The sequence below is a fragment of the Streptomyces sp. NPDC033131 genome, from assembly GCF_055578365.1.
In genome coordinates, this window is the sequence record NZ_JBVIPA010000004.1 from 108,780 (window position 1) to 135,472 (window position 26,693).

Sequence of the window (26,693 nt, forward strand, 5' to 3'; positions counted from 1 at the left end):
CTTCGCTCAGTGCGGTCCGAGCGGTGCGAACTCCGTGCCGCACGGACCGGCGCCCGCGCTCTGCGGCAGCGGCACCCGGTCGCCGCTCATCGACAGCGTGCGGTAGTAGTGCCCGATGCGCTCGGTGGAACGGCCGACGTAGTGGCCGATGAACGAGCGGCGGAACCGGTCGGCGGTGCGGTTGGGCTGCGAGCCGTGCACCAGGCTGCCGTTGAAGAACAGGACGTCCCCCGGCTCCATGTCGACGGGTACGGGCGACAGGCCCGGCGGCGGGGGCACGTACTCCCGCGCGAAGGACGACTCGCGGTCCGCCTCCTCCGGGCAGAACAGTCCCATCCGGTGCGTACCGGGGACGACCTCCAGGCCGCCGTTGTCCCGGTCGATGACGTCGCAGGCGATCCAGGCCGCCACACACGTGCCCGGCTCCGCCCGCAGATAGAAGTTGTCCTGGTGCAACGCCTGGCCCCGCGCCCCGGGCGGCTTGAAGTAGAACATGCTCTGCGCGGCCAGCACCTCCTCGCCGAGCAGGGTCTCCAGCACCTCGCGCAGCCGCGCGTCCAGCAGCAGGTCCCTCGAGAGCCCGTCGATCTCGTGCGGGTGCAGCACCCGCGGATACCGCTGCAGCGGATCGGCCGACGCGCGCGGCTCGAAGTGCCCGGGCACCGGCCCGGCCGCGTGCAGCGCCGCGAACGCGGCACACACCCGGTCGGTCTCGTCGTTCCGGAACAGCCCCCGCACCACGGTGAAACCGTCCTCCGTGAACTGGCGCAGCCCGTCCTCGGGCAGGATGGGAGCGCCGGTGGCGCCGATGTCCGTGGCTGTCATACATCCGCTCCTCGGTCCGGTGTCTTCGGCAGACACGCTAGGCCGCCGCGTCCCCGAGGAGGATGCCCGTGACCGCTGACGGATTGCCCGAGACCGCTGCGCCCGGTGATCCGGGCCCGCCGCCGGGCCTGGTCGTCGTCGGACACTTCGACCAGGTGCCGGGGTACGGCGTGAACCGGCCCCGCGGCGCCGACAGCTGGCTGTTCACCTGGACGACCGCCGGCCGGGGCCGGCTTCGCCAGGGGGCGGCGCAGGCGCGGGCCGGCCTGGGGGACCTGGTCGTGCTCGCCCCGGGCGTCCGGCACGAGTACGACGTCGAACCGGGCGCCCCGCACTGGCGGTTCTGGTGGGTGCACTGCCAGGCCAGACCGTCCTGGCGCGCCTGGCTGCGCCCGTACGACGTCGGCGACGGCATGTACGTCGTCACCCCGGCCCCGGCCGGCGCGTCCGCCCGGATCGAGGCGGCCTTCCACCGCATGCTCTCCGACGCCCGCTGGACGGGCGCCGGGGAGCCGCCCCCTTCCGACGCCGACCGGGAGCAGGTCGCCGTGGCGCACGGCACCGCGGCCCGCGAACTCGCCCTGTGCGCGTTGGAGGAGGTCGTCCTGCTCACCGCGGGAGCCGCGCGCACCACGGCACCACTGCCGGGTGTCGACCCGCGGGTGCGCCGGGCCCAGGAGATGCTCGCGGCCGACCCGGGGGCGCCGCACACCGTCGAATCGCTCGCCGGGAGCGTCCGGTTGTCCCCCTCCCGGTTCGCCCACCTGTTCACCCAGCAGCTCGGCCGGTCACCGATGCGGGCGCTGCGCGAGGCGCGGCTGCACCACGCCGCCCGGCTGCTGGAAAGCACCGATCTGTCGGTGGAACGCGTTGCCGCGGCTTCCGGCTTCGCCAGCCCCTTCCACTTCAACCGGGTCTTCCGCGAGCGCTACGGCATGCCGCCCGGCGCCTACCGGAGCGGCGGCCCAATGGTTGGCGGGTGAGCAGGAAGGCAGGCCCGATCCGCGGTGGGGTGGGCCTTCAATGGTTGGCGCGAAGTCGACGCTGTACCAAGTGAATACCGTTCTCATTTGCCCGGGCGATAGCGCGGCATCTGTAAAGGTGTCGCAAAGGGGACGCTATTGACCCGTCGTCAAATACCCTCGGCCGGAACGCAATGCACAAAACCGCTGACTCGCTTGTTACGTCTCGCTGACCTGTGCAAAGGTGTGCGTTGTCGGCGCACGGACATTAACGTCTCTCCTGTGCGCACGAGGCCGCTCCCGTACGCTCCCCATGCTTCAAAAGAGCTGCCCCTGGTGGGCGTTCGAGATGCCGAACCCTGTGCGGATGAACCTCGGCGCCTTGTCGGCGGCACCGCATACCCCTTGGTATGGACTTGTACAGAACGCCCTCGGAGGAATGCCGCTGTGAAAGACGCAGGCCTGTCGAATTCCCCGACTCCCGCTCGTCCCTCCGACGCCACGGACGAGCAGCTGAGCGCCGAGCTCAAGAAGTGGAGTGGGGCGACACCCGCCCTCCAGCCGGTCGGTGAACTCCTCGACCGGCACTGGGAAGCGGCCTTCGCCTACGCACGGCTGTGCACCGACGGTGCCCGCCCCGCCGGAATGCTCACCACCGCCGCATTCACCCGGCTCTTCGGAGAAACACTGCGCCAGAACGGGCCGACCTCCGCCTGGCGCCCCCAGTTGCTCGTCACCGTGCGCCGCATCGCGGCGGAGTGGGACGGCGACCACAGACGCGACATGCTGCACCCGGAGCTGAGAGCCGTGAGCGGTGGCGGGGACCGCGTCGCCGCCCGCCTGCTGCCGCCGGCCCACCGCCGGCTGTTGTCCGGGGCGTTCCAGCGGCTGCCGCAGTCCGCCCGCTGCCTGCTGTGGCACACCGAGGTCGAGGCCGAACCGCTCGGCACCCCCGCAGCCCTGCTGGGCCTGAGCGAGGAGGACGCCCGCGTCGAACTGCGGCGCGCCCGCGAACGGTTGCGGGAGGAGTGCCTCCAGGTCCACCGCGAACTCGCCCCCGAGCAGGAGTGCCGCCACTACCTCCGGCTGCTGGACGTGACCTATCGGCGCGGCGGTGCCGACATCGACGCCGACCTGCGCGGACATCTGGACGGATGCAAGCACTGCCGGCACACCGCCGACCAGCTGCACCAGTTCAACGCGGGCCTGGGCGGCGCACTCGCCGAGGCGGTCCTCGGCTGGGGCGCGTACGCCTATCTGGAGGCACGCGCCCACGTGCACGACGTCGCCCGCGAGGCGGAGGCGCAGGCCCAGCGGCCGGCCGTGGTGGGCGAGTCCTTCATGGCGACGACGCCGGCCCGGCCCTCGGCCGCCCCGCGGGCGTCCGCCGTCCCGGCGACGGATGCCCGGCACCCGGCCGCCGCAGCGGTGGAGGCCTTCGAGGCGTCCGCACGGGCGGCATCGGCACCCCCGGCAGGCCGCCCCCGCGCCGCCTCCCGCCGCTCCACGCACAAGGCCGCCCGCCGCGCCTCCCGCCGCAACCTCACCGCGGCCGTCCTGACCGTGAGCGGGCTGATCGTCCTCCCGCTGGTCCTGTGGTCCTCGCTCGGCTCCTCCGACGACACCACCCAGGCCGACGGCGACCGTACCTCCGAGGCACCCGACGGCGACCCGGGCACCGCGAGCGCCGACCCGTCCTGGGTCGGCGACGGCGACGGCGAGCAGGGCACCATGCGCGGCCGGCTGCACAACGTGGCGTCCGGGCTGTGCGTCGGCGTCGTGGGGGAGAAGGCCGTCGAGGCCGCGGAGACCGAGCTCACCGACTGCACCTCGGCCGCCGCCCAGCAGTGGTCGTACGAGCCCGACGGGCTGCTGCGCAACGCGGACGACCCCGACCTGTGTCTGGACTCCCACCTCGGCTACTCGGTGCGGCTGGCCCCGTGCGCCGGAGCGGCCAAGGCGGAGGCCAAGGGCGTCCGCTACGACTTCACCCTCCAGGGCATGCTGGTGCCGCGCTGGGACCAGGACCTCGCCCTGACCCCCGCCGCCACCGACGGAGGGGGCTCGCTGGTCGTGAAGACCCGCGACGACAGCCCCGCGCAGCGCTGGGTGATCGACACGTCGAAGACCGACCTCCAGATGGAGGTGGTCAACTGGGGCGGGGACAGCACCCTGGCGAGGGTGCCCGCCCCCGCGCCCACGCCCGAGCCGTCGAGAACGCCGACCCCGAAGCCCACCCCCACGCCGTCCACGACGCCGTCGACCCCCAAGGCCTCGCCCACGCCGACCCCGACGCCCACGTACCCCACCAGCGGGCCCTGCCAGTACAACCCGTACTACTGCTCGGGCAACGGCCAGTACGGCGGCGGCTACGGCGGGTACCCCGGGTACGGCGGTTACGGGTACGGCTCCGGCGACGGCCGCTACCCCAACTGACGCAAGCCCACCTCTCCCACCAGGCCCGCGCTTCAGGCCCCGACGGCCTGAAGCGACGCCCACAGCGCCACCACGGCCGGCACCAGCGCGGCCGGTGTGGCGAGCAGGCCGAGCCGGGTGAACTCCCCGAGTTCGACGTCGTGGCCGTGCTCGTGCGCGATGCGCCGCCACAGCAGCGTGGCCAGCGACCCGGCGTACGTCAGGTTCGGGCCGATGTTCACGCCGAGCAGCACCGCGAGGACCGCGCCCGGTCCGGCCGAGGCGGTCAGCGGCAGCAGGACCAGGACCGCGGGCAGATTGTTGATCAGGTTCGCCAGTACGGCGGCCAGCGCGGCGATGCCGAGCAGCGCGACGAGTCCGGTCCCGTCGGGCAGGGCGTGCCGCAGCGCGTCGGCGAGGCCGTTGTCGACCACCGCGCGCACGACGACGCCGAGCGCGAGCACGAACGCCAGGAAGGCCGGCGCCGCCGCCCGCACCACGGTCAGCGGGGTGGCCTGCCGCCGGACCAGAGCCCGCCCGGCCAGGACGAGCGCGCCCGCCAGCGCGGCCCAGGCCGGTTCGACGCCGAGGGCGGAGGTCACGACGAACCCGGCCAGCGTGCAGGCGACGGTGACGAGCGCGAACAGCGGCGGCTCGGGCGCCTCGGCGGGGTCGGGGGAGTGGGTGACCTCTGCCAGGTCGCGCGCGAAGAAGCGCCGGAAGACCGCGTACTCGGCGGCGATCGCGACCAGCCAGGGCAATGCCATCAGCGCCGCGAACCGTGTGAAGCTCAGGCCGCTCGCCGCGAACGCCAGCAGGTTGGTGAGATTGGAGACCGGCAGCAGCAGCGAGGCCGTGTTCGACAGGTGCGCGCACGCGTGGACGTGCGGCCCGGCACGGACCCCCATCCGGGCGGCCGTGGCGAACACCACCGGCGTGAGCAGCACCACGGTGGCGTCCAGACTGAGGACGGCCGTGATCGTCGATGCCAGGACGAAGACCCCGGTCAGCAGTCGCCCGGGCGATCCCGCCGCCCGCCGGGCCAGCCACGCCCCGCAAGCCTGGAAGAGCCCTTCGACGTCGCAGAAGTGGGCGAGCACCAGCACCGCGGCGAGGAACCCGACCACCGGTCCGAGCCGCTCGGCCTCGGCCTGCGCATGCGTGGGAGAGATCGCCCCGGCCGCGATCACCACTCCCGCCGCCGGGACCGCCAACACCGCCTCCGGCCGGCCGAGGGGGCGCAGTACGGCCCAGCCGAGGACGGCGACGAGCAGGGCGACGGACAGGGTCTCGGCGAGCGGGGCGTTCAGTGCTGGGTCCTTCGGAACGGGTCAGGTGGTGCCCGGCCATCGAAGCAGACGTCGGTAAGAGACCGGTGAGCGCCTCGGCCGGTCCTCCCGTCGGCGGCTCAGGGGCCGGTGCCGGCGGCGAAGACCGTCAGGCGCACCGAGGACGCGTTGCCGGACACGGGCACCGGCCCGGCCGTCCAGGTCACCTTCAGCGGGTCCCGCTCGTCCGGCGGGGTCACCAGCAGCGACTTCGGAGTGGCCGCACGTGCCCCGCTGACCCCGGGATGGGAGAAGGTCAGCCCGGCCCAGGCACTCTTCCCCGGCGCCAGCCGCACTGTCACGGGCGTGTCCCCGGAACGCCTCGGGTCCGGTCCCAGCTGCTTTCCGGACGCGTCGAGGAAGGCGGCGCCCGGGTGGCCGCGCACGGTGCAGGTACGGCCCGACGCGTTGGTCAGGACGATCGGGAAGTTCTCCTGCCCGGCCCCCGGATCGTTGCGCCCGACTCGGGCGCGCAGCTCGGAGGTGTGACAGCGGGTGCTCACGGAGGCGGCGGCGGAGGAGGAGGTGTCTCCGGTCGCGGGCGCGGCCGTGCCGGACACCTTCCGCGGAGCACTCGCCGTGCCGTCACCGCCGTCACCGCCGCCACAGGCGGTCAGCGCACCGAGCACCGCGACCGCGCTCACGAGCCGGGCCGCCCGAGACAGGTTCAGGGAGGTCTTCGCCATGTCCGCCCACACTCCCGGAACTCCTCGCGCACGCGGCCCCGCGTGCCTACGGCGCCAGGTGCTCCGTCACTCCTCGCCGACCAGGTTGATCTCCGACCAGATCGTCTTGCCGTCGGTGGTGTGCCGGCTGCCCCAGCGCTCGGTGAGCTGAGCCACCAGCAGCAGACCGCGGCCGCCCTCGTCCCAGATCTTGGCCCGGCGCAGATGGGGGGCCGTGTGGTTGGTGTCGGAGACCTCGCAGATCAGTGTGGTCGCGTCGTGGATGAGCCGCAGCCGGATGGGGTGGGCGCCGTACCGGATGGCGTTGGTGACGAGCTCGCTGACCACCAGCTCGGCGGTGAACGCCGCCTCGCTCATCCCCCACCGGTCGAGCTGGGCGACGACCTGCTTGCGGATCGGGGCGACGAGCGCCGGGTCGGCCGGGATGTCCCAGGTGGCGACCTGGGACGCGGGCAGCCCTCGGGTGCGCGCCAGCAGCAGCGCCACGTCGTCCAGCGTGCTGCCCGAGGGCAGCAGGCCGTGCAGGACACGGTCGCAGGTCTCCTCCAGCGAGTCGGAGGGCACCGCCAGGGCGTCGCAGAGCAGGGCGTGGCTGGCGTCCACGTCCCGCTCCCGGGTCTCGATCAGCCCGTCGGTGTACAGGGACAGCACGGTGCCCTCGGTCAGTTCCAGTTCCGTGGACTCGAACGGCAGCCCGCCCAGGCCCAGTGGCGGCCCCGGGGGCATGTCGACCTCCCGGGGCGCGCCGCCCGGCGGGAGCATCACGGGGGCCGGATGGCCCGCCCGGGCCATCGTGCAGCGCCGCGACACCGGGTCGTACACGGCGTACAGACAGGTGGCGCCGACCTCGCCGGGGCGGCCCTCGCTGCCGGCCTCCGCGGACAGCCGTACGACGAGGTCGTCGAGGTGGGTCAGCAGCTCGTCCGGGGCCAGGTCGATGTCGGCGAGGGTGCGGACGGCGGTGCGCAGCCGGCCCATCGTCGCCGAGGCCTGGATGCCGTGGCCGACGACGTCGCCGACGACCATCGCGACCCGCATCCCGGACAGCGGGATCACGTCGAACCAGTCGCCGCCCACTCCCGCGCGGGCCGCCGGGAGGTAGCGCGAGGCCGCTTCGACGGCGGCGGTGCGCGGCAGCGACCGGGGAAGCAGGCTGCGCTGCAGGGCGAGGGCGGTCTCGCGTTCGCGGGAGTAGCGGCGGGCGTTGTCGATGCAGACGGCCGCCCGGGCCGTGACCTCCTCCGCCAGCAGCACGTCGTCCGGCGTGAACGGGTCCGGCCGCCGGAAGCGGGTGAGCACGGCCACGCCGAGGGTCTGGCCGCGCGCCTGGATCGGCACGGACATCGTGGAGTGGATGCCGTACTCCCTGACGCGGTCCCTGCGTGCCGGGTCCCAGGCGAGCCATTCGGCGAGGTCGCGGGTCTCCGTGGTCGCCACGATGGTGTGGCCCACCATCAGGGAGTCGGCCTGGGGCGAGGGGACGGGGTAGAAGTCGACCTGGCCCGGTTTGGCCACGGCCTCGGGGGTGCCGTGGTTCACGGACCGGTGGGCCGCCCGGCGCATCCTGATCGGGGCGGTCAGTCTGACGGTGGAGGGCTCGCCCCCCGCCTCCGGAGGGTCCAGCAGGTCGACGCTGACGAAGTCGGCGAGGGCGGGGACGAACACGTCCGCCAGCTCCTGCGCCGTTCGGGTGACGTCGAGGGTGGTGCCGATGCGGACGCTGGCCTCGTTGACCAGCTGGAGCCGTTCCCCGGCCAGGTACTGGTCGGTGAAGTCGTGGGCGGCGACGCACACGCCCCGCACCCGTCCCTTGGCGTCGGTGATCGGGGCCATGCGGGCCAGCCAGGCGTTCATCCGGCCGTCGCCGCCGATCGGCACGTAGGTGCGCACGTCGTGTCCCCGGCCGGTGACGAGCACTCGGTGCAGGTGCCGCTCGATGTCCTCGCTCTGCGGTCTGCCGCTCAACTCGGGCACCCGCAGCCCCCGCACCCGCTCCTCGGGCAGCCCGACCACCTCGGCCATGGCGGCGTTCATCCGGCGCAGCCGCAGCCGCTCGTCGTAGATCGCCACGGCGCAGGGGGACTGAACCAGTTCGGCCCTGTCCAGCGGGTCGTCGGGCGCGTGCGGGCCGTCCCCGGTCAGCGGGGTGACCAGGAGCCAGTGGCCCGGGCCGTCCTGCGGCCGTCTGTGGTGGGCGAGCAGCCACACGAACACCGTCGAGCCGTCGCGGTGACGCAGGGCGAGTGTGCCTTCCCAGCGGTGCCTGCCCGGCGTGGGAAGCTCATCCCGGTCGGCGAGCAGCTCGGTGGCGGGGCGGCCCACGACCTCGGCGGTGGACCAGCCCAGGAGCAGGCGGGCGCCTTCGTTCCACTCGGCCACAGTGCCCGCGTCGTCGATGACGGCCCGCGCTGTCGCGGCATCGTCGAACGGATACTCCGGGCTCATCGTCGCCACTCCATCGCGGACACTCACAGTGAACAGGCGCGCCACATCGGTCCCAGCCTAGTGCGTCACGGCCTCTCGCGGACGGGGAACCCCGGTGCCCGTGGGGGCCGCCATCGAGCCGCGGTCAAGGGGGAAATCCGGCCGTTGTGACGCCTGAGACAGAAGCAGACCACCGCACCCTTGACGGGCGCGCGTGGCACACCGTCAGACTCTGTTTGTTCACGATCAAATGTGAGTACTTCTGGGCCCTGATGAGGGAGAGCCGCCATGACGGTCACTCGCAGATCGCTTCTCCTCGCGTCGGCGGCAGCGCCGGCGGCCGGGGCGCTCCTGAGCACCCCGGCGGGTGGGCCGCCGAGGCGGCCGGGGGTGCCGCGGGCCGCCGTACGGTCGCGTTGCGCGACGGCTGGCGCTTCGCGCTGGTCGATCCGGGCGGGATCACCGACCCGGCCGGCGAGTACGCCGACGCCGCCGCCCCACGTCACGACGACTCGGGGTGGCGCGAGGTCGCGGTGCCGCACGACTGGAGCATCGAGCTGGCCCCGACCACACAGAACGGCACCACCAGCGGCACCGGCTTCTTCCCCGGTGGCCTCGGCTGGTACCGCCTCGCCTTCACACTGCCGCCCGCCCTGGCGGGCCAGCGGATCTCGGTGGAGTTCGACGGCGTCTACATGGACTCGTACGTCTACTGCAACGGCACGGAGGTGGGCCGGCACCCCTACGGATACACCGGCTTCGCCCTGGACGTCACCGACCTGGTGCACACCGACGGCAGCACCGAGAACGTGATCGCGGTCAAGGTGCAGAACCGGCTTCCCAGCAGCCGCTGGTACTCGGGCAGCGGCATCTACCGCGAGGCCCGCCTGGTGGTCACCGACCCGGTGCACGTGGCGCGCTGGGGCACGTACGTCACCACGCCGGACATCACCGAGCAGCGGGCACTCGTCCAGGTGCGGACCTCCGTGGTGAACGAGACCGGCACCGCGGGCGAGGTCGAGATCCGCTCCCGGATCAAGGACGCCACAGGCCGCACGGTGGCCCGTACGGCCACCACGGTCACCGTCGACGCCGAGGCGACCGAGACCCACGAGCTGACCGTCGCCGGACCCAGGCTCTGGGACTTCGCCTCGCCCCACCGCTACACCCTGGAGACCGAGCTCCGCGTCGCCGGCAGGCCAGCGGCGCCAGGGCCGAGGACTGGGTCCGCGTGGACTTCGGCCGGACGCGGAGCTTCGACCGTGTGGAGGTCTCCTTCACCCTGAGCGCGACCCACAGTCTGCCCGCCTCCGCCGAGGTCGAGGTGTGGGACGGCATCCGGTACGTGCCCGTCGAAAGGGCGGCCGTCGACTGGGGTGCCGCCTCGGACGAGCCGACGGTCATCACCTTCGACGCCGTCCGCGGTTCCCGGCTGCGCCTCACGCTGACCAGCGCCTACCCCGGCGAAACCCGGGGTGCGGTGCGCATCAGCAGGCTGGAGGTCCCGGCCGGCTGAGCCGGGTCGTGCGGTCCGGACGGGAAACCAGTCCCGTCCGGACCGTTGACTCAGTGTCATGCCTCCAACAAACATGGCCTGCGTCCGCATCTGGGAGCGCTCCCACGCCGAGCGTCACCCGCACCTCCCCCCGAGGAGCCCAGACGTGAAACGACGCAGAACCGCCTTGCTCTCCCTGACGGCCCTGTTGGGGGCGGCACTCGTGGGCCTCCCCGCTCCCGGGGCCGCGGCCGAGGAGGTCGAACAGGTCAGGAACGGCACCTTCGACACCACCACCGCTCCCTGGTGGACCACCAGCAACGTCACCGCCGGACTGTCCGACGGGCAGCTGTGCGCGGACGTGCCGGGCGGCACCGCCAACCGCTGGGACGCCGCTGTCGGCCAGAACGACCTCACCCTGGTCAAGGGAGAGTCGTACAGGTTCTCCTTCACCGCGAGCGGCACACCCGACGGACACGTGCTGCGCGTGATCGTGGGCCTGTCGGCCGCCCCGTACGACACCTACTTCGAGGTGAGCCCGCAGCTGAGCGTGTCCGGGAACGCCTACTCCTACACGTTCACCTCGCCCGTCGACACCGCCCAGGGCCAGGTCGGCTTCCAGCTCGGCGGCAGCGCCGACCCGTTCCGCTTCTGCATGGACGACGTGTCGCTGCTCGGCGGAGTGCCGCCCGAGGTCTACGAACCCGACACCGGACCCCGGGTACGCGTCAACCAGGTCGCCTACGTGCCCGCGGGCCCCAAGAACGCCACCCTGGTCACCGACGCGACCGCGAAACTGCCCTGGCAGCTCGAGAACTCCGGCGGCGCGGTCGTCGCCCGGGGCTGGACCGTGCCACGCGGCACCGACGCCTCCTCCGGACAGAACGTCCACTCGGTCGACTTCGGCGCCCACAAGAAGCAGGGCACCGGTCTCACCCTGGTCGCGGACGGCGAGCGGAGCCGCCCCTTCGACATCGGCACGAGCGCCTACGAGAAGCTGCGCCTGGACGCCGCGAAGTACTACTACACGCAGCGCAGCGGCCTCGCGATCCGCGACGACCTGCGCCCCGGCTACGCCCGCCCCGCCGGCCACGTCGACGTGGCGCCCAACCAGGGCGATGCGAACGTGCCCTGTCAGCCGGGCGTCTGCGACTACACGCTCGACGTCACCGGCGGCTGGTACGACGCCGGAGACCACGGCAAGTACGTCGTCAACGGCGGCATCTCCACCTGGGAGCTGCTGAGCACCCACGAGCGCGCGCTGACGGCCCGCACCGGACAGCCGGCCAAGCTCGGCGACGGTTCGCTCGCCATCCCCGAGAGCGGCAACAAGGTGCCGGACCTTCTCGACGAGGTCCGCTGGGAGCTGGACTTCCTGCTGAAGATGCAGGTGCCGGACGGGCAGCCGCTGGCCGGCATGGCCCACCACAAGATGCACGACGAGCAGTGGACCGGGCTGCCGCTGCTGCCCAGTGACGACCCGCAGAAACGTGAACTGCACCCGCCGAGCACCCAGGCCACGCTGAACCTCGCGGCGACGGCCGCGCAGGCCGCCCGCCTGTACCGGCCCTACGACAAGGCCTTCGCGGCGAAGGCCCTCGCCGCCGCCCGCAAGGCCTGGACGGCCGCCCTCGCACATCCCGAGAGGTACGCCGACCCGGACGACGGCATCGGCGGCGGCGCCTACGCCGACTCCGACGCCACCGACGAGTTCTACTGGGCGGCGGCCGAGCTGTACCTGACCACGGGGGAGAAGCCCTTCGCGGACCACGTCCTCGCCTCGCCGGTCCACACGGCCGACATCTTCGGCCCCCTCGGCTACGACTGGGCCAGGACGGCCGCGGCTGCCCGCCTGGACCTCGCGACCGTACCGAGCAAGCTGCCCGGCCGGGACAAGGTGCGCCAGTCCGTGATCAAGGGCGCGGACCGCTACGTGGCCACCCTCAAGGCCCATCCGTACGGCATGCCGTACGCCCCCGCCGACAACCTCTACGACTGGGGCTCCAACCACCAGATCCTGCACAACGCGGTCGTCATCGCCACCGCGTACGACATCAGCGGCGCCTCGAAGTACCGTGACGGCGCCGTCCAGAGCATGGACTACATCCTCGGCCGCAACGCGCTGAACATGTCGTACGTGACCGGCTACGGCGAGGTCAACGCCCACAACCAGCACAGCCGTTGGTACGCCCGCCAGCTCGACCCCGCCCTGCCGGCCCCGCCCGAGGGAACCCTCTCGGGCGGACCGAACTCGAGCATCCAGGACCCCTACGCACAGAGCAAACTCCAGGGCTGCGTCGGTCAGTTCTGCTTCATCGACGACATCCAGTCCTGGTCGACGAACGAGCACACCATCAACTGGAACTCGGCCCTGACCCGGATGGCGTCGTTCGTGGCGGACCAGGGATAGGAGCGGCCGGCTCGTGCTCCACGAGCTCCCCTGGCCGCTCATGGGCGGCGGTCAGGGGGTGGACCGGGCCTGATCGAGCGGCTGCTGCACCTCGGCCCGCTCACCGAGCGGCAGCCGCCTGATCACTCCGGTCGCCCGGCCGTGCGAGCCCGGTTCCCGGCACGGGGCCGGTGGACGGTGACCCACGCCGCACCCTCGGGTCACCGTCGCCCTGCCCCTCCGGTACCGTCGCGCTGTCCGTCTGACCTGGGGATATTTACGCGTAAGTACCCGCGCGGTACCGTGAGGGCATGCCAGCTCTCAACGTGGAGTTCAGCGACCGCGAGCTAGAGGACCTGCGGCAGATCGCCAAGGAGCGGGGTACGTCCATGAAGGCCCTCGTGCGAGAGGCGGCCGCCGCCGACATCGCCCGGCACCGAGCACTGCAGGAGGGCGCGGAGGCGTTCCGCCGGTTCTTCGCGTCCCACGCCGAGGAGTTCGCGCAGGCCTTCCCGGACGACGAACCGTCCGCCAAGGGCGAGGGGCGGGTCGCCTGACCCATGGCTCCCGTCGTTCACATCGACGTGCCCTGGCTGCTCCAGCGGCACGAAGAGGTTCTGCCCGACCAGCCCACGATCAACGACTTCTCCGCCCTGGTCGCCGCCGTCGCCCGGCACCGCGTCGACCCGCCCCGCCTCGGCGTGGACTCCGACCCGGCCTGGCGGGCCGCCGCACTGCTGCACACCATCGCCCTGCTCAAGCCGCTGCCGTCGGCCAACGCCCGCTTCGCCTGCGCGACGGCGGTGGCCTACATGTTCGTCAGCGGCGTCGGCATCGACCCGCCCTACGGCGCCCTCGTCGACCTCGCCCGCGACCTGATCTCCGGCAAGACGGACGTCTACGGCGCGGCCGACCGGCTGCGTTCCTGGCAGATCTGACGTTCCCCGGGCGTCGGTCCACCGCCCGTCCCCGGGGCCGCCGACCGAGGGCGGGAGGAACGGGGTCGGCGGCCGGCTGCGCGCGGGAGAGCCGCCGTCCTGCGCGGGGGCCTCCGAGGATGGGCCGGTTCCAGTGCACTACGCGGCGGCGTGCGCCGGGAGCGTGCGTACCGCTCCGGCGCGTGTGCGTGCATCACACGGGGCGCATGCGAAGGCGGAAAACCGGTGCGGGCGCGATGAGTTGCCTACTGCCGTGCGGCTGTTTCTGACTTTCTTTCAATGATGTGCAGGTTTCCCCAGTGCCTTGTTGGCCGTGAGTGACTTGTGCGAGGGTGAACAACCGTGTGGGGGGTAAGGGCCGGCTCGCAATCGTTCCGTGGGGAACCGGGGCGGACGGAGGCCGGTGAATTCATGCTCCTCATGTCCGCGCCGAAAAGGTGAGTGCCAGTCCGGGCTTCTTTTCGGCGGTGGAAACTTCTGTGCCCCCGTATGCGTGGGAAGGAATCTGCTCAGTGCCAACCCCCCATCCTCCTCGCCCGCCTTACCCCCCGGTCGGCGGGGCTCCCGAGGAATCCGACGAGGGCCTCGGCGCCGCGCTGAGAGGCCGCTCGGACGTCGAGGTCGGCAAGTCCGTCGCGCTGCTCATGGCGCGGCACTGGCAGCCGGCCCACGAGTACGCGGCGATCTGTCTGGCCTCCCCGGAGGGCACCGCCTCCATGGTCACCGCCGCCGCCTTCCACCAGGTGCTCGACCGGCTCACCCTGGGCGAGCCCGCCGTGGCGCTGCGGCCCCGGTTACTCGTGACAGTGCGGGACACCGTCAGACAGTGGTCGGCCGAGGAGCACATATCGGGAGCGCTGCCGGAGTTGGGGAAACCGGCCGGAGGCCGCGGTATGCGGGCGGCCAAGTCGCTGACACCCGAAAATCGCAAGTTGGCCGAGCGTTCATTCCACGCACTTCCCGGACTCGCCCGGTGTTTGCTGTGGCACGTAGAGGTCGAGGCGGAACCCATGACGGTCCCCGCCGCTCTTCTCGGCATGGACACCGGCACCGCGTCGGTGGCTCTCGAACAAGCGCGTGAAAAACTCCGTGAGGGTTGTGTACAAGCCCATCGGGAACTGGCGCCGAGCAAGGATTGCCGCTTCTACAACCGTCTCCTCGACGTTCCGATTCGCCGCGGCGGGGCGCTGTTGCCGGATGTCCAGCACCATCTGGGGGAGTGCCGCCACTGCCGGAACGCCGCCGAACAACTGAGTCATTTCGAGGGCGGCCTGGGTGCCCTGCTCGCCGAGTCGGTGCTCGGCTGGGGCGCCCGACGCTATCTCGAGTCCCGGCCGAGCCGGTCGCCGGAGCCGCCGCGCATGCGCGGCTCCTCCCGGCACGGCGGCGGACGCCGACGGCTGCTGCCGGGGATCCCCTCACCCGGCCGCCGGCCCCTGGGCGGGCTGCGCTCCTCGAGGACGCTCCTGACGGGCGTGGGCCTCGCCTCCGCCGGGCTGCTCGCGACCGTGCTCGTCGCCGGCCAGTGGTCGGACGACGACGGGGTCGACCCGGCCGCCTCGACCAGCGGGAACGGCGCCGTGGGCGCGGCACCGGGAGCCGACGGGCAGGCCCCGCCCGCGGCGTCCTCCGGCACCGCCCAGCTCCCCATCGCGCCCGGCCGCACCAGGCTGCGCAACCTCGGCGCCGACCTGTGCCTCGACATCAGGGGCGAGCCCAGGTCCGGCGCCGGGACCGAACTGGCGGCGTGCTCGTCCGTGCCCACGCAGCAGTGGTCGTACGAGAGCGACGGGCTGCTGCGCAGCGTCGCGGAGCCCGGCCTGTGTCTCGACTCGCACGCCGACGCCGGGGTGGTCATTCTCGGCACGTGCGCGGGCGAGAAGGCGAAGCGGGCCGACGACGTGCGCTACGACCTCACCGTGCAGGGCGAGTTGCTGCCCCGCTGGGACGAGCAGCTCGCCCTCACCACCACCAGCGCCGACCCGGGTTCCGACATCGTGGTCAAGGTCCGTGACGGGGCCACCGGGCAGTACTGGCTCGCCGACCCGGCGTCGACGGCCAGCCCCGGCTCGCTGTCGGCCACCGGCACGCGGGCGCCCGGAGCGCGGGCGGTGGGGCTGTCGGACCGGGGTTAGAGCCTGGCCGGCGGGGTTGGCCCGGCTCTCATGCGGGCTCCTCCACCAGGTCGCAGGAGCCCACGGTCGCCGGGGTGGCGTGTCCGGACAGGGCGAGGGTGAGGTCGAGCTCCGCCAGCAGACAGCGGATCACGTGCTCGACGCCCGCCTGACCGTCGAGTGCGAGGCCGTAGACGTACGGCCGTCCGACCAGCACCGCCCGGGCGCCCAGGGCCAGGGCCTTGAAGACGTCGTCGCCGGTGCGGACGCCGCTGTCGAACAGGACGGTCAGGCGGTCGCCGACCGCTTCCACGACCCGCGGCAGCGCGTCGGCCGCCGCGACCGAGCCGGCCACCTGACGGCCGCCGTGGTTGGACACCACCACGCCGTCCATCCCGGCGTCGGCGGCGAGGCGGGCGTCGTCCGGGTGCAGCACGCCCTTGAGGACGATCGGGCCGTCCCAGTTCTCCCGCAGGAACGCCAGGTCCGGCCAGGTCTTGCCGGGGTCGGCGAACATGCCGACGAAGTGCATCACCGCCGCGTTCGGGTCCTCGTGCACCGGCTTGGCCAGGCCCGCCCGGAACGCCGGGTCCGAGAAGTAGTTGGCGGTGCCCACGCCGTGCAGGAACGGCAGATACGCCTGGTCGAGGTCGCGCGGACGCCAGGACAGCAGCGGCGTGTCGAGCGTGACGACCAGCGCGGTGAACCCGGCCGCCCTCGCCCGGTCCAGGAAACTCCGGGCCACCTCCGGGTCCTTCGGCCAGTACAGCTGGAACCACCGCTCGGCGTCGCCCATCGCCTCGGCGACCTGCTCCATCGGCGTGCTGGACGCCGAGGACAGGATGTACGGCACACCCTGCGCCGCGGCGGCCCGGGCGGCGGCCGGCTCGGCGTCGGGGTGCATGATCGACAGCACGCCTACCGGCGCCAGAGCCAGCGGCGCGGGCAGGGCGCGGCCCAGCACCTCGACGGACAGGTCCCGTTCACGGACGTCCCGCAGCATGCGCGGCACGATCCGGCGACGCTCCAGGGCGGCCCGGTTGGCGCGGGCCGTACTGCCGTCCCCCGCGCTGCCCGCCACATAGCCGACCGGGCCGGGGCCGAGCCGCTGCTCGGTCAGCGCCTCCAGCCGGGTCAGATCGGTGGGCAGGCGCGGTACGGCGCCCGACATCCCGTTCAGATAGATCTCGTACTGGAAGTCCGCCCAGTGCTTGGCCATCGGTACCGCCCCGCCTCTCCTCGTCGAGCAGCGTCGCCCCGACGATACCGGCGAGTAGGCGCGGGTCGGCCCGCGGTTCGGCAACAGCGGCCGTGTGCGGCTCCGCACCGCAGGACGGTTCAGCCGTCCTCCGGAGGGTGACCCGAGGAGTCGGCCACCGCCCGGTCACTCACCTTCCGTCGTGGCGTCCTCCGGCTCGGCGTCGGGCCCCTTGGCCCGCACCCGGTGCACGTGTTCGAGGGAGTCCCGCAACTCCGCGAGCCAGTCGTCGGTGTGGCGCTGGACCAGGCGGACGCACCAGGCGAGGGCGTCGCTGCGGCTGCGGGCGACACCGCCGGCCACGAGGGTGTCGAGGACCTGGCGCTCGGGCTGGCGCAGCCGGGTCATCACGGGCGCCGCCACATGAGTGAACAGGACCCGCTCCCCGCCGCACTCCACGCCCCAGGACACCTTCCTGCGGAACCGGTGCTCTGCCTCGCCCGCCACCGCGATCCGGGTCTCCCGGGTGCGCTCCCGGAACTCCTGGGCCCGGCCCTGGACGGCGGCCTCCCGTTCGGCGGCCGAGACGTCCTGCGCCAGCCGGGGCTCGGGAATGCGGCCGATCACGGTGATCTCCTCGCGGTCGGCCGTGACCTCGACCAGCGCCTCGAAGAGGTCGTCCGGCAGGCGGCCGGCGAACCAGCCGCGCAGCTTCTCGTGCTGCTCTGTCGTAATCATGTAATCACCATTACTCCATCGCGGCGGGGAGGCAAGGAACGGAACGGAAGTGCGCCGAGGGCTGAATCGGAATGTTTCAGGCCTATTAAGTGGCGGGGGGAATCCGGCCATCCGGCCGGAACGGGAGATCGGGCACCGTGCGATTGCAGGGCGGGCGCGTTCGAATTCCGTTACTTCGCGCCACTGATTCAATACGCAAGGTTACTGAAACCGGTGGGGTCGATGTGAGATTCGGGGCCGGACTCGGCAGACTCGCGCTCGCCGCACCGGCACCGACCGAGTCGGATCGCGGCACACCGACATCTCGTCGAATCGAGCGGAAGGATGCACACAATGCGGAACACCGCGCGCTGGGCAGCGACCCTGGGCCTTGCGGCCACCGCCGTCTGTGGACCCCTGACGGGCGCCGCCCTCGCACAACCCGCCACCACCCCGAACGCGCTCTACGCCCCCTCGGCCCTGGTCCTCACCGTGGGCCACGGCGACAGCGCGGCCACCGTCACCCCGGAACGCGCGGTCACCCTGACCTGTGCCCCGACCGCCTCGGGTACCCACCCGGCCGCCGTGTCCGCCTGCGCGGAACTGCGCGCCGCGGACGGTGACTTCGACGCCCTGACGGTCAGGGACGGCGTCCTGTGCACCAAGGAGTACGACCCCGTGGTCGTCACCGTGGACGGCGTGTGGCGCGGTCAGCGCGTCTCCTACGAGCGCACCTTCGCCAACGAGTGCGTGAAGAGCTTCCAGGGGAGCAGCGTCTTCACGTTCTGATGGACCGGGATCGCACGTTCTCCGGGAATGTCCCGAGGGGCCCGCAGATGGGGAGTGCGAGCCGCTTTCGCGGAGACCTGTGATCCCGCACCGGGGGTCGGTGGGCGGAGTGGGGCCGCCCGCCGACCCCTTCGGGTCGGATTCCTCACCTGTCCTGCTGCGCCTGGCCGCCCTGCTGGTTCCGGCTCCGGTCGCGGTGACTGGTGTCGCACCAGGGATACCGCCGACTGCGCCGGCAGGTGCACAGAGCCACCCGGAAGCGGTCGGAGCGGACCGTGGTGCCGTCCTCCAGTTCCACCTCCACCGGCCCCTCCACCAGCAGTGGGCCCCGGCGTTGCACGGTGATCCTGCGAGGCGTGTCAGACGGGGAGTTCGGCACGGACGACCACCAGCTCCTCCTGCTTCTCGGCGGGAGGCAGCAGCCCGCGCTCCCGCAGCCAGCCCTCCCGCCCCCGCAGCACCGGACCGAACGCGATCCGGCTACGGCGGGTCACCGACGCCTTGAGCCCGGACGCCCGCAGATGCTCCAGCGTCCGGCCCGGATCGCTGAGCGCGGAGTGCACGATCAGCAGAACGCCCCCGGGGCGCAGCAGATCCGGTGCCTCCCGGCAGATCCGGTCCAGTACCAACCGCCCGTCACGGCCCGCGTCCCAGGCCCGGGCCGGACCGCGCGGCAACCGCACCATGGGTGCGGGCACGTACGGCGGGTTGGTCAGGATGAGGTCGAAGGACTGGCCCCGCACGGGGCCGAAGAGGTTCCCGCGCCGGATGCGTACCGGCACTCCCGCCCTCCAGGCGTTCAGCCGGGCCGTGGCCACCGCTCGCCACGACACGTCCACGGCGGTCACCCGTGTGCCGCGGCGCGCGGCCTCCAGCGCCAGCGCACCGGAACCGGTGCCCACGTCGAGGACCTCCGCGCCCGGCGGAAGCGGTTCTTCTGACAGGGCCCCGGCCAGCAGGGCGGTGTCCTCCTGAGGGGCGTAGACGCCCGGGAGGACCAGCGGCAGTACCAAAGGATTCACGTCGCTCGTGTACCCCGGCAATCAGGAGATATGGGAGATTCCGGAAACCATGGGCGGGCGTAGCGACGACCGTCCGGCCCGCCAGTCGGTGAGCAGCCGGGCGGCCAGGCGGCCCTCGACGTGTTCGGTGGCGTCGATACCGAAGGCCACGTCGGCCGCCAGATGCGGCTCCTCGGCCAGCAGCCCGCCGATGACCTCGTGGCGTACGACCTGCTCGTGCACGGCGTCCGCCTCGACGTGCTCGTCGTAGAAGAACTCGGCCGCCGGTCCGGCGTCCGTGCGCCGCATCGCCTCGGCCAGCCGCCGGGAACCGGGTGACGACGTGATCTCGACCGCCGCGAAGTGACCCACCAGGGCGCCCCGCAGGGACCGGTGCAGACCGAAGAGGGACATGAGGTTCACCGTGGCCAGCATCTCCGCGCAGGCCGCGTCGAGGTAGTGCCCGTACGACGTGTCGAGGTCCAGGTCGGTCATCAGGTCGGCGAACAGCCGCGCGTGCACCCGGTCGGGGCGGCCGCCGCCGTACTCGTCGAACTCCACCGCCGCCATCCCCGCCTTGGCCCGGCCCCACAGCCGCGGCAGCACCCAGGCGTGCGGATCGGCCTCCTTGAGGTGGTACAGCGAGCGCTGCGCGGCGTACTCGCGCAGCTGCCACAGCTCGCCCTCCTTCCGCAGGTAGTGGCTGACGCCCGTCCCGTCGAGGGGCTCGACCAGGAGGTCGGCGAGCGCGTCGTCCACGCTTTCGTGTACGGCGGTGTCGGCACGCAGCGCGGCCAGGAAGCGGTGCTCCAGCGCGGCGCGGGTGCGCAGCAGGTCCGGGTCCCACTCGCGGTCCGGGGCGACGCCCTCGAACCCGCGGTAGTGCAGCTCGTAGCAGAGGTACAGGGCGAGCTGGAGGTCGTCGCCGTAGACGGCCGCGCCCGCCACCTCCTCATGGTCCGGCAGTGGTCCGGCGCCCCGCAGGTACTCCGCGACGGCTGCCGAGACCGGCCCCCGGGCCAGGGGCAGCCGTGGTTCGTGACTCTCGTGTGGCATGAGCCCCGAGTACCCCGGCGGTGCTCGGCCATCCACCGGCGTGGACGCCCCGAGGGGGTACTCCGAGCCCACATGAAGGCACTCGTGATCAACCACGCTCACGGGGACGACCGAGGTCCTGCTCCGGGATCGCGCCGGTGGAGCAGGGAGGCGACCAGCGCGCGGCAGCGATCAAGCCGGTCGACCACGAGAAGGCGGTGGTGAGCGTGTCGCCTGTGACGGGTTCGTCCAGGGCGGCGCCCCCTCCAGGGGGCCCCGGCTTCGGCGCCCGGCCTCTCAGGGGTCCTTTCACTATGCCCGTCCGGGTCGCGCGGCCTGGCACCGCACCTCGCCGCGTTGCCGAAACGCCCACGTGGCTCCTCCCCCACGCTCGAACAACCTCGCGCGGGGGGGACCCCCATCGAGGCCGCTCCGGCGCCTTGCGATGCACGGCACCAGACCACGCGACCTGATCGGACGCTCATAGTGAAAGGACCCCTCAGCCGCTCACGTCATCTGCCGCCGCACCAGCTCGTGCAGGCGGCCGCCCGTGTCCGCGAGGAGTTGCGCGGGCGGGCCCTGCTGGGCGACCTTGCCGTCCTCCATGACGATCACGCGGTCCGCGTCCAGCACGGTCGACAGGCGGTGCGCGATGACGATCCGGGTCGCGTTGAGGGCCTTGGTGCTCTCGATGACCGTGCGCTGTGTCTCGTTGTCGAGGGCACTGGTCGCCTCGTCGAAGAAGAGGATGCGCGGGCGGCGGATCAACGCCTGGGCGATCATGAGGCGTTGGCGCTGGCCGCCGGAGATGGCGCCGCTGCCCGAGACGATCGTGTGCAGCCCCATCGGCATCCGCTCGATGTCCTCGGCGAGCCCCGCCATCGCGGCCGCCGCCAGCGCCTCCTCGGGCGTGTACGGCTCGGTGCCGCAGATGACGTCCAGGATGGAACCGGTGAAGGGCTGCGCGTGCTGGAGGACCACCCCGCACTGCCGGCGGACGGCGGACTGGTCGAGGGCGGCCAGGTCCTGACCGTCGTACAGCACACTGCCCGAGACCGGCCGGTCGAAGCCGATCAGCAGCCTGAGCAGGGTCGACTTGCCGCACCCGCTCGGGCCGACGATCGCCACGAACTCGCCCGGCCGCACGTCGAACGACACGTCGTCGAGGACCAGCGGACCGTCGTCCGAGTACCGGAAGGAGAGTCGGCGGGCCTCGATGCCGCCCGACAGCGGACCGGGGCGGGTGCTGGCCGTGCGGACCTCCGGCGCGGCGTCCAGCACCGGCTTGATCTCCTCGAACAGCGGCAGCGCGGCCACCACCGATACGAAGGAGCCGGTCAGCTGCGTGACGGCCGTCAGCAGCATCGTCACCGAGGTGTTGAAGGTGAGGAAGGCCGCCGCCGACATCGATCCCCGCGCCGGACCCGCCAGCAGCATGAACATCACCAGGGTGCACAGGGGCAGGTAGACCGCGCCCATCACCGTGGTGAGGTTCTTGATGCGGCCGACCTTCTGCTGCAGCTCGCGGCTGCGCGCGAACTGTGACGCCCAGGCCGCGTAGGCGTAGTTCTCGGCCGCCGCGACCCTCAGCTTCGGCAGGCCGCGCAGGGTCTGGAACGCCTGGTTGTTCAGCTTGTTGCCGAGCGCCACCAGGCGCCGCTGCCAGCGCACCTGCCACAGCCCGAGGCCCAGGAACACGGCGGCGATGACGACGAGCATGCCGATCGCCGCCATCGCCATGGAGGCGCTGTACCAGAACAGCAGGCCCAGGTTCATCGCGCCCACGGTCACCGACTGGGCGATCACCGGACCGATGCCCGCCATCATCCGGCGGATCGCGCTGATGCCCATCGCCGCGCTCGCCAGCTCGCCGGTCGAGCGTTCGGTGAAGAACTTGGTCGGCAGTCTCAGCAGCCGGTCCCAGACCGCCGGCTGGAGAGTCGACTCGATACGGCCCTCCAGGCGGAGCATGGTCAGGTTCTGCATCAGCATGAAGGCCGCCGCCACCACACTGCTGATCATCACCGCCAGACAGAACTGCACGATCAGGTCGGTCTGCGCCTTCGGCACGAACTCGCCGAGCACCTTGCCGGTCGCGATCGGCACCAGCGCCCCGATGGCGACCGTCACCAGACCGCTGGTCAGCAGGTTCGTCAGGTCACCGCCGGTGCCGCGCATGCTGAAGCGGAGCAGCCCGAACGGGGTGAGCGGCCGGTCGGGCAGCGGGCGGTAGAACATCACCGCACGCGGCTCGAACTCCTCCGCGTTGGCCTTCTCGATCGGCGTCTCCCGACCGGTCGCCGGGTGCACGGACACATAGCCGCCGCGCCGCCACAGCAGCGCGACCGGTGCGCCGGACAGGGCCCGGTGGCCCACCAGCGGGCCGACGTCGTCACGCCACCAGCGGCCGTCGAGGCGTACCGACCGGATGCGCACCCGAGAGGCCAGGGCGATCTGCTCGACCGGGTCGAGACGGTCGCTCTCGGTGCCCGACTGCGCGGGCTCGGCGAGCGGGATCCCGGCGGCCTGGGCGACCAGCTTGCACGCCGCGTAACTGGCGTCCGCGTCGGCGGCCGTCGCACGCTTCGACGACTTGCCGATGGACGCCAGCAGCGTCCGGTCGGCCTGGGCGCGGACCGCCTCACCGGCCTTGATGCCGGCGGCCGTCCGCGTCTCGTGCGTGTGCTCCAGCTGTTCGATCCACCGGTCCAGCGTGGTCAGCAGCCGGTACTCCTGGTCGACCATGCTCTGCCACACGGCCGGGTCCATCAGCAGGTCGGCCGCCGCCTCCGCGCCGTACAGCGAGCCGTACTGCACACTGCCCGGCGGCACCTGCATCCAGAAGACGTCGTCGTCGGTGGGCGCGGCGGCCCGGTCCGTGGCCATCGGCGCCTGGAAGAGGATGGACAGACTGCGGCCGACGCCCAGCGCGAGGGCGTACTCCAGCGGGCTCGACGTCGGCGGCACGTACTGGGGGTTGCCGTACGCGTCGTAGGACCACGTCTGGGTGTCCGCCGGCTGGTACAGCTCCCGCAGGTTGATCCGGTGCACCACGCAGTCCCTGAGCGGGCGGGCCACCAGAGTGTGCTGGGGCCCCTGGACCGGCCCGAGCAGCAGCGAACCCGCCTCCAGCCGGCCCAGGTGGTGCCAGTGGCCCTGCGCCTCGGCGTCCACCGCGAACAGGTCCACGGCGCCCGCCGCGACCAGCCACAGCACCTGCGGCCCTTCCAGGTCGAGGCGGCTCAGGCCGGTGCAGTCGATCGGCGTGCCCATGGCCCCGAGGGCGCCCAGGACGAGGTCCGGCTCGTGTGCGGTCGTCATCTCACCGCTCCCTGACCAGCTCGGCGTACGCGCCACCGAGTACCAACAGCTCCTCGTGCCGCCCCCGCTCCACGATCGTGCCGTGCTGGAGTACGACGATCTCGTCGCTGTCGCGCACGGTGCTGAGCCGGTGTGCGATCACCACACAGGCACAGCCGCGCTTGCGCAGGTTGTCCATCACGGTCAGCTCGGTCTCCGCGTCCAGCGCGCTGGTCACCTCGTCGAGGACCAGGATGCTGGGCCTGCGCACCAGGGCCCGGGCGATCTCCAGGCGTTGGCGCTGTCCGCCGGAGAAGTTGCGGCCGTCCTGCTCGACCTTGCTGTGGATGCCGCCCGGACGGCGCATCACCACGTCGTAGAGGGCGGAGTCGCGCAGCGCGTCCACCACGGCCTCGTCGGGGATCGAGGGATCCCACAGCGCCACGTTGTCGCGGACCGAGCCCTCGAAGAGGAACACGTCCTGGTCGACGAAGGAGACGGAGGCCGCGAGGGCCCCGCGCGCAATGTCGTCGATGCGCTGCCCGTCGATACGGATCACGCCCTCCCAGGGCGCGTACAGGCCGGATATCAGCCGGGACACCGTGGACTTGCCGCTGCCCGAGCCGCCGACCAGGGCGACCTGCTCGCCCGGGCCGACGGTCAGGTCGAAGCCGGAGAGGAGGGGCTTGTCGAGCGGGTTGTAGCCGAAGGAGATGTTCTGCAGCTCGACGTGACCCTGCAGTCGGCGCGTCGACTCGCCGGCGCCCGGGCGGCCGTAGAGCGGGTCGGCCTCGAAGTTCTCGACGTCCTTCAAACGGGCCACGTCGGCCGCGAAGTCCTGGATGCGGCTCGCGACACCGTTCAGACGGGTGATCGGAGCGGTGAAGCGGGTGACCAGTGCCTGGAAGGCGACCAGCAGACCGACCGAGATCCCGCCCTCGATCGCCCGCATCCCGCCGATCCACAGGATCAGCGCGCTGTTCAGCGACGCCAGCGTCGGCGCGACCACGCCCAGCCAGGCGCTCGGCACACCGAGCCGCTGCTGCTCCTCCAGCGTGGTGGCGTGCTGTCCGGCCCACTTGCGGAAGTAGCCGTCCTCACCGCCGGTCGCCTTCATCGTCTCGATCAACTGCAGGCCGGTGTACGCCGTGTTGGTGAGCCGGGCGCTGTCGGCGCGCAGCTTCGCCGTACGGGTGGCACGCAGCCGGATCACCACCCGCATGGCCACCACGTTCAGCAGCGCCACGCCGATGCCGACGTAGGTGAGCTGCGGGTCGTACGTGTACAGCAGCACCGCGTACAGGACGACGACCACGGCGTCCACGCCCGCCGCCGCGAGGTCGCGGGACAGCGTCTCGGCCACCTGGTCGTTGGACTGGAGGCGCTGCACCAGGTCGGCCGGGCTGCGCTGGGAGAAGAAGGTGACCGGCAGCCGCAGCAGATGGCGCAGGAAGCGGGCGCTGGAGAGGGTGGAGGAGATGATGCGGCCGTGCAGCAGGTTCGCCTGCTGCAGCCAGGTCAGCACGAGGGTGAGCAGCACGGACGCGCCCATCGACGCGAACAGCACGCCGAGCAGGGACGTCTGACCACCGATCAGGAACATGTCGATGTACTGGCGGCTCAGCGCGGGCACCGTCGCGCCGACCACCACCAGCAGCAGGCTCGCCAGCACCGCCGCCGGCATGGTGCCCGCGGTGCCGCGCAGCCGGGCCGGCATCGCGCCCAGCACACCCGGCTTGCGCCCGCCCCTGGTGAAGCCCTCGCCGGGTTCCATGACCAGGACGACGCCGGTGAAGCTGCCGTCGAAGTCCTCCATCGGTACGAAGCGGCGGCCCTTGCCGGGGTCGTTGATGTACACCCCGCGGCGGCCGAAGCGGCGCCCCATGCCGTCGTAGACGACGTAGTGGTTGAACTCCCAGAACAGCACGGCCGGCGCCTTCACCCCGGCGAGGGCGGCGGTGTCCATCTGCATGCCCTTGGCGGTCAGGCCGTAACTGCGGGCCGCCTTCAGCAGGTTGCTGGCGCGTGAGCCGTCCCGGGAGACACCGCAGGCGATGCGCAGCTCCTCCAGCGGCACGTGCCTGCCGTAGTGGCCGAGCACCATCGCCAGGGAGGCGGCGCCGCACTCGACGGCCTCCATCTGGAGCACGGTGGGCGTGCGGACCGTCTTGACCCTGCCCGTGGGGACCGGTCGCTTGGGCGGGGCGGCCCGGCGTCTGCTTCTGGTGTCCTGGGCGGCACTCACGGCAGCAGCCAATCGACAGGACGCTGGTCCGCCAGCCGGATCGAAGCGTCGGCCATCGTCATGGAGGTGAGGGAGAACGGCGGCCCGTCCGCGGACGACCACGTGTAGCCGCTCTTCGTGGCGGCCGACTTGTCCAGCCTGACCAGGACGGCCACCGGCCGGCCGTCCTTGGTGAACTGCTCGCCGAGCTGGCCGTCGCCGAGGAACGCGGAGATCTGCTGGGCCGACTGGGCGGAGCGGTCCACCGACTTCACATGGCCGCGCAGCACGCCGTACTCCTGGGTGGGCACCGACTGCACCGTCAGGTCGACGGCGGCGTTCGCCGGGATGGAGGCGGCGTTCTCGGCGGGGACGTACACCGTCGCGTACAGCGGGTCCGTGGCGCGGGCGACCTTCTCGACGGCGGCGACGTTCGCGCCGGTCTGGATGATCTGGCCGATGGTGGCGGCGAGCGCGGTGATCCGGCCCGCGGCGACGGTACGGACGACGGTGTCGCCCTCGGCCGTACGGACCTTCAGGACGGGGGAGTCGGCGGGCAGCCGCGTGCCCTCCTTGGCGACGACCGCGGTGACCTGGCCCGCGACCGGGCTCTGCAGGATGTAACTGCCCTCGCCGTGGGTGAGGATCGCGGGCGCACCGACCGTGGAGGCCACCGAGCCGGTCACCGCCCACACGGACGCGGCGGCCATCACGACCACGGTCACGGACAGGACGAGCCAGCCCTGGGGGCGGGCGAAACGCACCGGGAGGTCGAGCTCCTCCGGCGACTGGAGCTTGGCGAGGGCCTGTTGGCGGAACTGCACGAACCTTCCCTCACCTGTGGGAGAGATCT

Annotated in this window: 20 protein-coding genes and 1 pseudogene; 9 read left to right on the forward strand and 12 right to left on the reverse strand. The window is 72.3% G+C overall.

Going from position 1 to position 26,693, the window contains the following annotated elements:
* Positions 1 to 6: 6 nt before the first annotated feature.
* The gene (locus tag ACZ5XS_RS07780; protein WP_468648814.1) at positions 7 to 825 is read right to left on the reverse strand and encodes a phytanoyl-CoA dioxygenase family protein; all 819 of its coding nucleotides are present in this window, start codon (positions 823 to 825) and stop codon (positions 7 to 9) included.
* 62 nt (positions 826 to 887) lie between these two features.
* Between ACZ5XS_RS07780 and ACZ5XS_RS07785 the strand changes: the two genes are divergently transcribed.
* Together ACZ5XS_RS07785 and ACZ5XS_RS07790 are read left to right on the forward strand one after the other, a co-directional pair.
* A complete protein-coding gene (locus tag ACZ5XS_RS07785; RefSeq protein ID WP_468648816.1) occupies positions 888 to 1,808 on the forward strand; it encodes a helix-turn-helix domain-containing protein in 921 nt (306 codons plus the stop codon).
* Between the two features lie 426 nt (positions 1,809 to 2,234).
* Positions 2,235 to 4,223, forward strand: coding sequence for an RICIN domain-containing protein (locus ACZ5XS_RS07790; protein ID WP_468648818.1), 1,989 nt, complete (start codon positions 2,235 to 2,237; stop codon positions 4,221 to 4,223).
* A gap of 32 nt (positions 4,224 to 4,255) precedes the next feature.
* Here ACZ5XS_RS07790 and ACZ5XS_RS07795 read toward each other — a convergent pair whose 3' ends face one another.
* From ACZ5XS_RS07795 to ACZ5XS_RS07805, 3 genes are all read right to left on the reverse strand, one after another.
* Entirely contained in the window at positions 4,256 to 5,512 is a 1,257-nt protein-coding gene (locus tag ACZ5XS_RS07795) for an SLC13 family permease (protein ID WP_468649134.1), read from the reverse strand.
* A gap of 98 nt (positions 5,513 to 5,610) precedes the next feature.
* A complete protein-coding gene (locus ACZ5XS_RS07800; RefSeq protein WP_468648820.1) occupies positions 5,611 to 6,216 on the reverse strand; it encodes a DUF4232 domain-containing protein in 606 nt (201 codons plus the stop codon).
* 66 nt (positions 6,217 to 6,282) lie between these two features.
* Entirely contained in the window at positions 6,283 to 8,661 is a 2,379-nt protein-coding gene (locus ACZ5XS_RS07805; protein ID WP_468648822.1) for a SpoIIE family protein phosphatase, read from the reverse strand.
* A gap of 267 nt (positions 8,662 to 8,928) precedes the next feature.
* On the opposite strand from ACZ5XS_RS07805, the pseudogene ACZ5XS_RS07810 reads away from it, so the two are divergent.
* From ACZ5XS_RS07810 to ACZ5XS_RS07835, 6 genes and pseudogenes are all read left to right on the forward strand, one after another.
* Positions 8,929 to 9,839, forward strand: a pseudogene (locus ACZ5XS_RS07810) (sugar-binding domain-containing protein); the annotation flags it as partial.
* A gap of 65 nt (positions 9,840 to 9,904) precedes the next feature.
* Positions 9,905 to 10,156, forward strand: a complete 252-nt coding sequence (locus ACZ5XS_RS07815; protein WP_468648824.1) for a hypothetical protein — start codon at positions 9,905 to 9,907, stop codon at positions 10,154 to 10,156.
* Positions 10,157 to 10,301: 145 nt separating this feature from the next.
* Entirely contained in the window at positions 10,302 to 12,545 is a 2,244-nt protein-coding gene (locus tag ACZ5XS_RS07820) for a glycoside hydrolase family 9 protein (RefSeq protein ID WP_468648826.1), read from the forward strand.
* 290 nt (positions 12,546 to 12,835) lie between these two features.
* Positions 12,836 to 13,081, forward strand: a complete 246-nt coding sequence (locus ACZ5XS_RS07825; protein WP_217237839.1) for a hypothetical protein — start codon at positions 12,836 to 12,838, stop codon at positions 13,079 to 13,081.
* A 3-nt stretch (positions 13,082 to 13,084) separates the two neighbouring features.
* Positions 13,085 to 13,462, forward strand: coding sequence for a toxin Doc (locus ACZ5XS_RS07830; RefSeq protein ID WP_217237840.1), 378 nt, complete (start codon positions 13,085 to 13,087; stop codon positions 13,460 to 13,462).
* 512 nt (positions 13,463 to 13,974) lie between these two features.
* The gene (locus ACZ5XS_RS07835) at positions 13,975 to 15,597 is read left to right on the forward strand and encodes an RICIN domain-containing protein (protein ID WP_468648828.1); all 1,623 of its coding nucleotides are present in this window, start codon (positions 13,975 to 13,977) and stop codon (positions 15,595 to 15,597) included.
* Between the two features lie 28 nt (positions 15,598 to 15,625).
* On the opposite strand, the gene ACZ5XS_RS07840 is transcribed toward ACZ5XS_RS07835, so the two are convergent.
* Positions 15,626 to 16,795 carry a lactate 2-monooxygenase gene (locus ACZ5XS_RS07840; protein ID WP_468648830.1) on the reverse strand — a complete coding sequence of 390 codons (1,170 nt, stop codon included), beginning with the start codon at positions 16,793 to 16,795 and terminating at the stop codon, positions 15,626 to 15,628.
* Positions 16,796 to 16,960: 165 nt separating this feature from the next.
* Complete coding sequence (locus tag ACZ5XS_RS07845) at positions 16,961 to 17,512, reverse strand: hypothetical protein (protein ID WP_468648832.1); 552 nt, start codon at positions 17,510 to 17,512, stop codon at positions 16,961 to 16,963.
* A 333-nt stretch (positions 17,513 to 17,845) separates the two neighbouring features.
* Between ACZ5XS_RS07845 and ACZ5XS_RS07850 the strand changes: the two genes are divergently transcribed.
* Positions 17,846 to 18,280: a protease inhibitor gene (locus ACZ5XS_RS07850; protein ID WP_468648834.1), complete on the forward strand. Its 435-nt coding sequence runs from the start codon at positions 17,846 to 17,848 to the stop codon at positions 18,278 to 18,280.
* A gap of 145 nt (positions 18,281 to 18,425) precedes the next feature.
* On the opposite strand, the gene ACZ5XS_RS07855 is transcribed toward ACZ5XS_RS07850, so the two are convergent.
* The 6 genes from ACZ5XS_RS07855 to ACZ5XS_RS07880 form a co-directional block, all read right to left on the reverse strand.
* The gene (locus ACZ5XS_RS07855) at positions 18,426 to 18,659 is read right to left on the reverse strand and encodes a CDGSH iron-sulfur domain-containing protein (protein ID WP_468648836.1); all 234 of its coding nucleotides are present in this window, start codon (positions 18,657 to 18,659) and stop codon (positions 18,426 to 18,428) included.
* Positions 18,640 to 19,302, reverse strand: coding sequence for a HemK2/MTQ2 family protein methyltransferase (locus tag ACZ5XS_RS07860; protein WP_468648838.1), 663 nt, complete (start codon positions 19,300 to 19,302; stop codon positions 18,640 to 18,642). Before ACZ5XS_RS07860 ends, ACZ5XS_RS07855 begins: the two co-directional genes overlap by 20 nt.
* A 21-nt stretch (positions 19,303 to 19,323) precedes the next feature.
* The gene (locus ACZ5XS_RS07865; RefSeq protein ID WP_468648840.1) at positions 19,324 to 20,337 is read right to left on the reverse strand and encodes an iron-containing redox enzyme family protein; all 1,014 of its coding nucleotides are present in this window, start codon (positions 20,335 to 20,337) and stop codon (positions 19,324 to 19,326) included.
* A 486-nt stretch (positions 20,338 to 20,823) separates the two neighbouring features.
* Positions 20,824 to 23,637: an NHLP bacteriocin export ABC transporter permease/ATPase subunit gene (locus ACZ5XS_RS07870; protein ID WP_468648842.1), complete on the reverse strand. Its 2,814-nt coding sequence runs from the start codon at positions 23,635 to 23,637 to the stop codon at positions 20,824 to 20,826.
* 1 nt (position 23,638) lies between these two features.
* Positions 23,639 to 25,861, reverse strand: coding sequence for an NHLP family bacteriocin export ABC transporter peptidase/permease/ATPase subunit (locus ACZ5XS_RS07875; RefSeq protein WP_468648843.1), 2,223 nt, complete (start codon positions 25,859 to 25,861; stop codon positions 23,639 to 23,641).
* Positions 25,858 to 26,664 carry a hypothetical protein gene (locus ACZ5XS_RS07880; protein WP_468648845.1) on the reverse strand — a complete coding sequence of 269 codons (807 nt, stop codon included), beginning with the start codon at positions 26,662 to 26,664 and terminating at the stop codon, positions 25,858 to 25,860. The genes ACZ5XS_RS07875 and ACZ5XS_RS07880 overlap by 4 nt, the downstream gene beginning before the upstream one ends.
* Between the last annotated feature and the right edge of the window lie 29 nt (positions 26,665 to 26,693).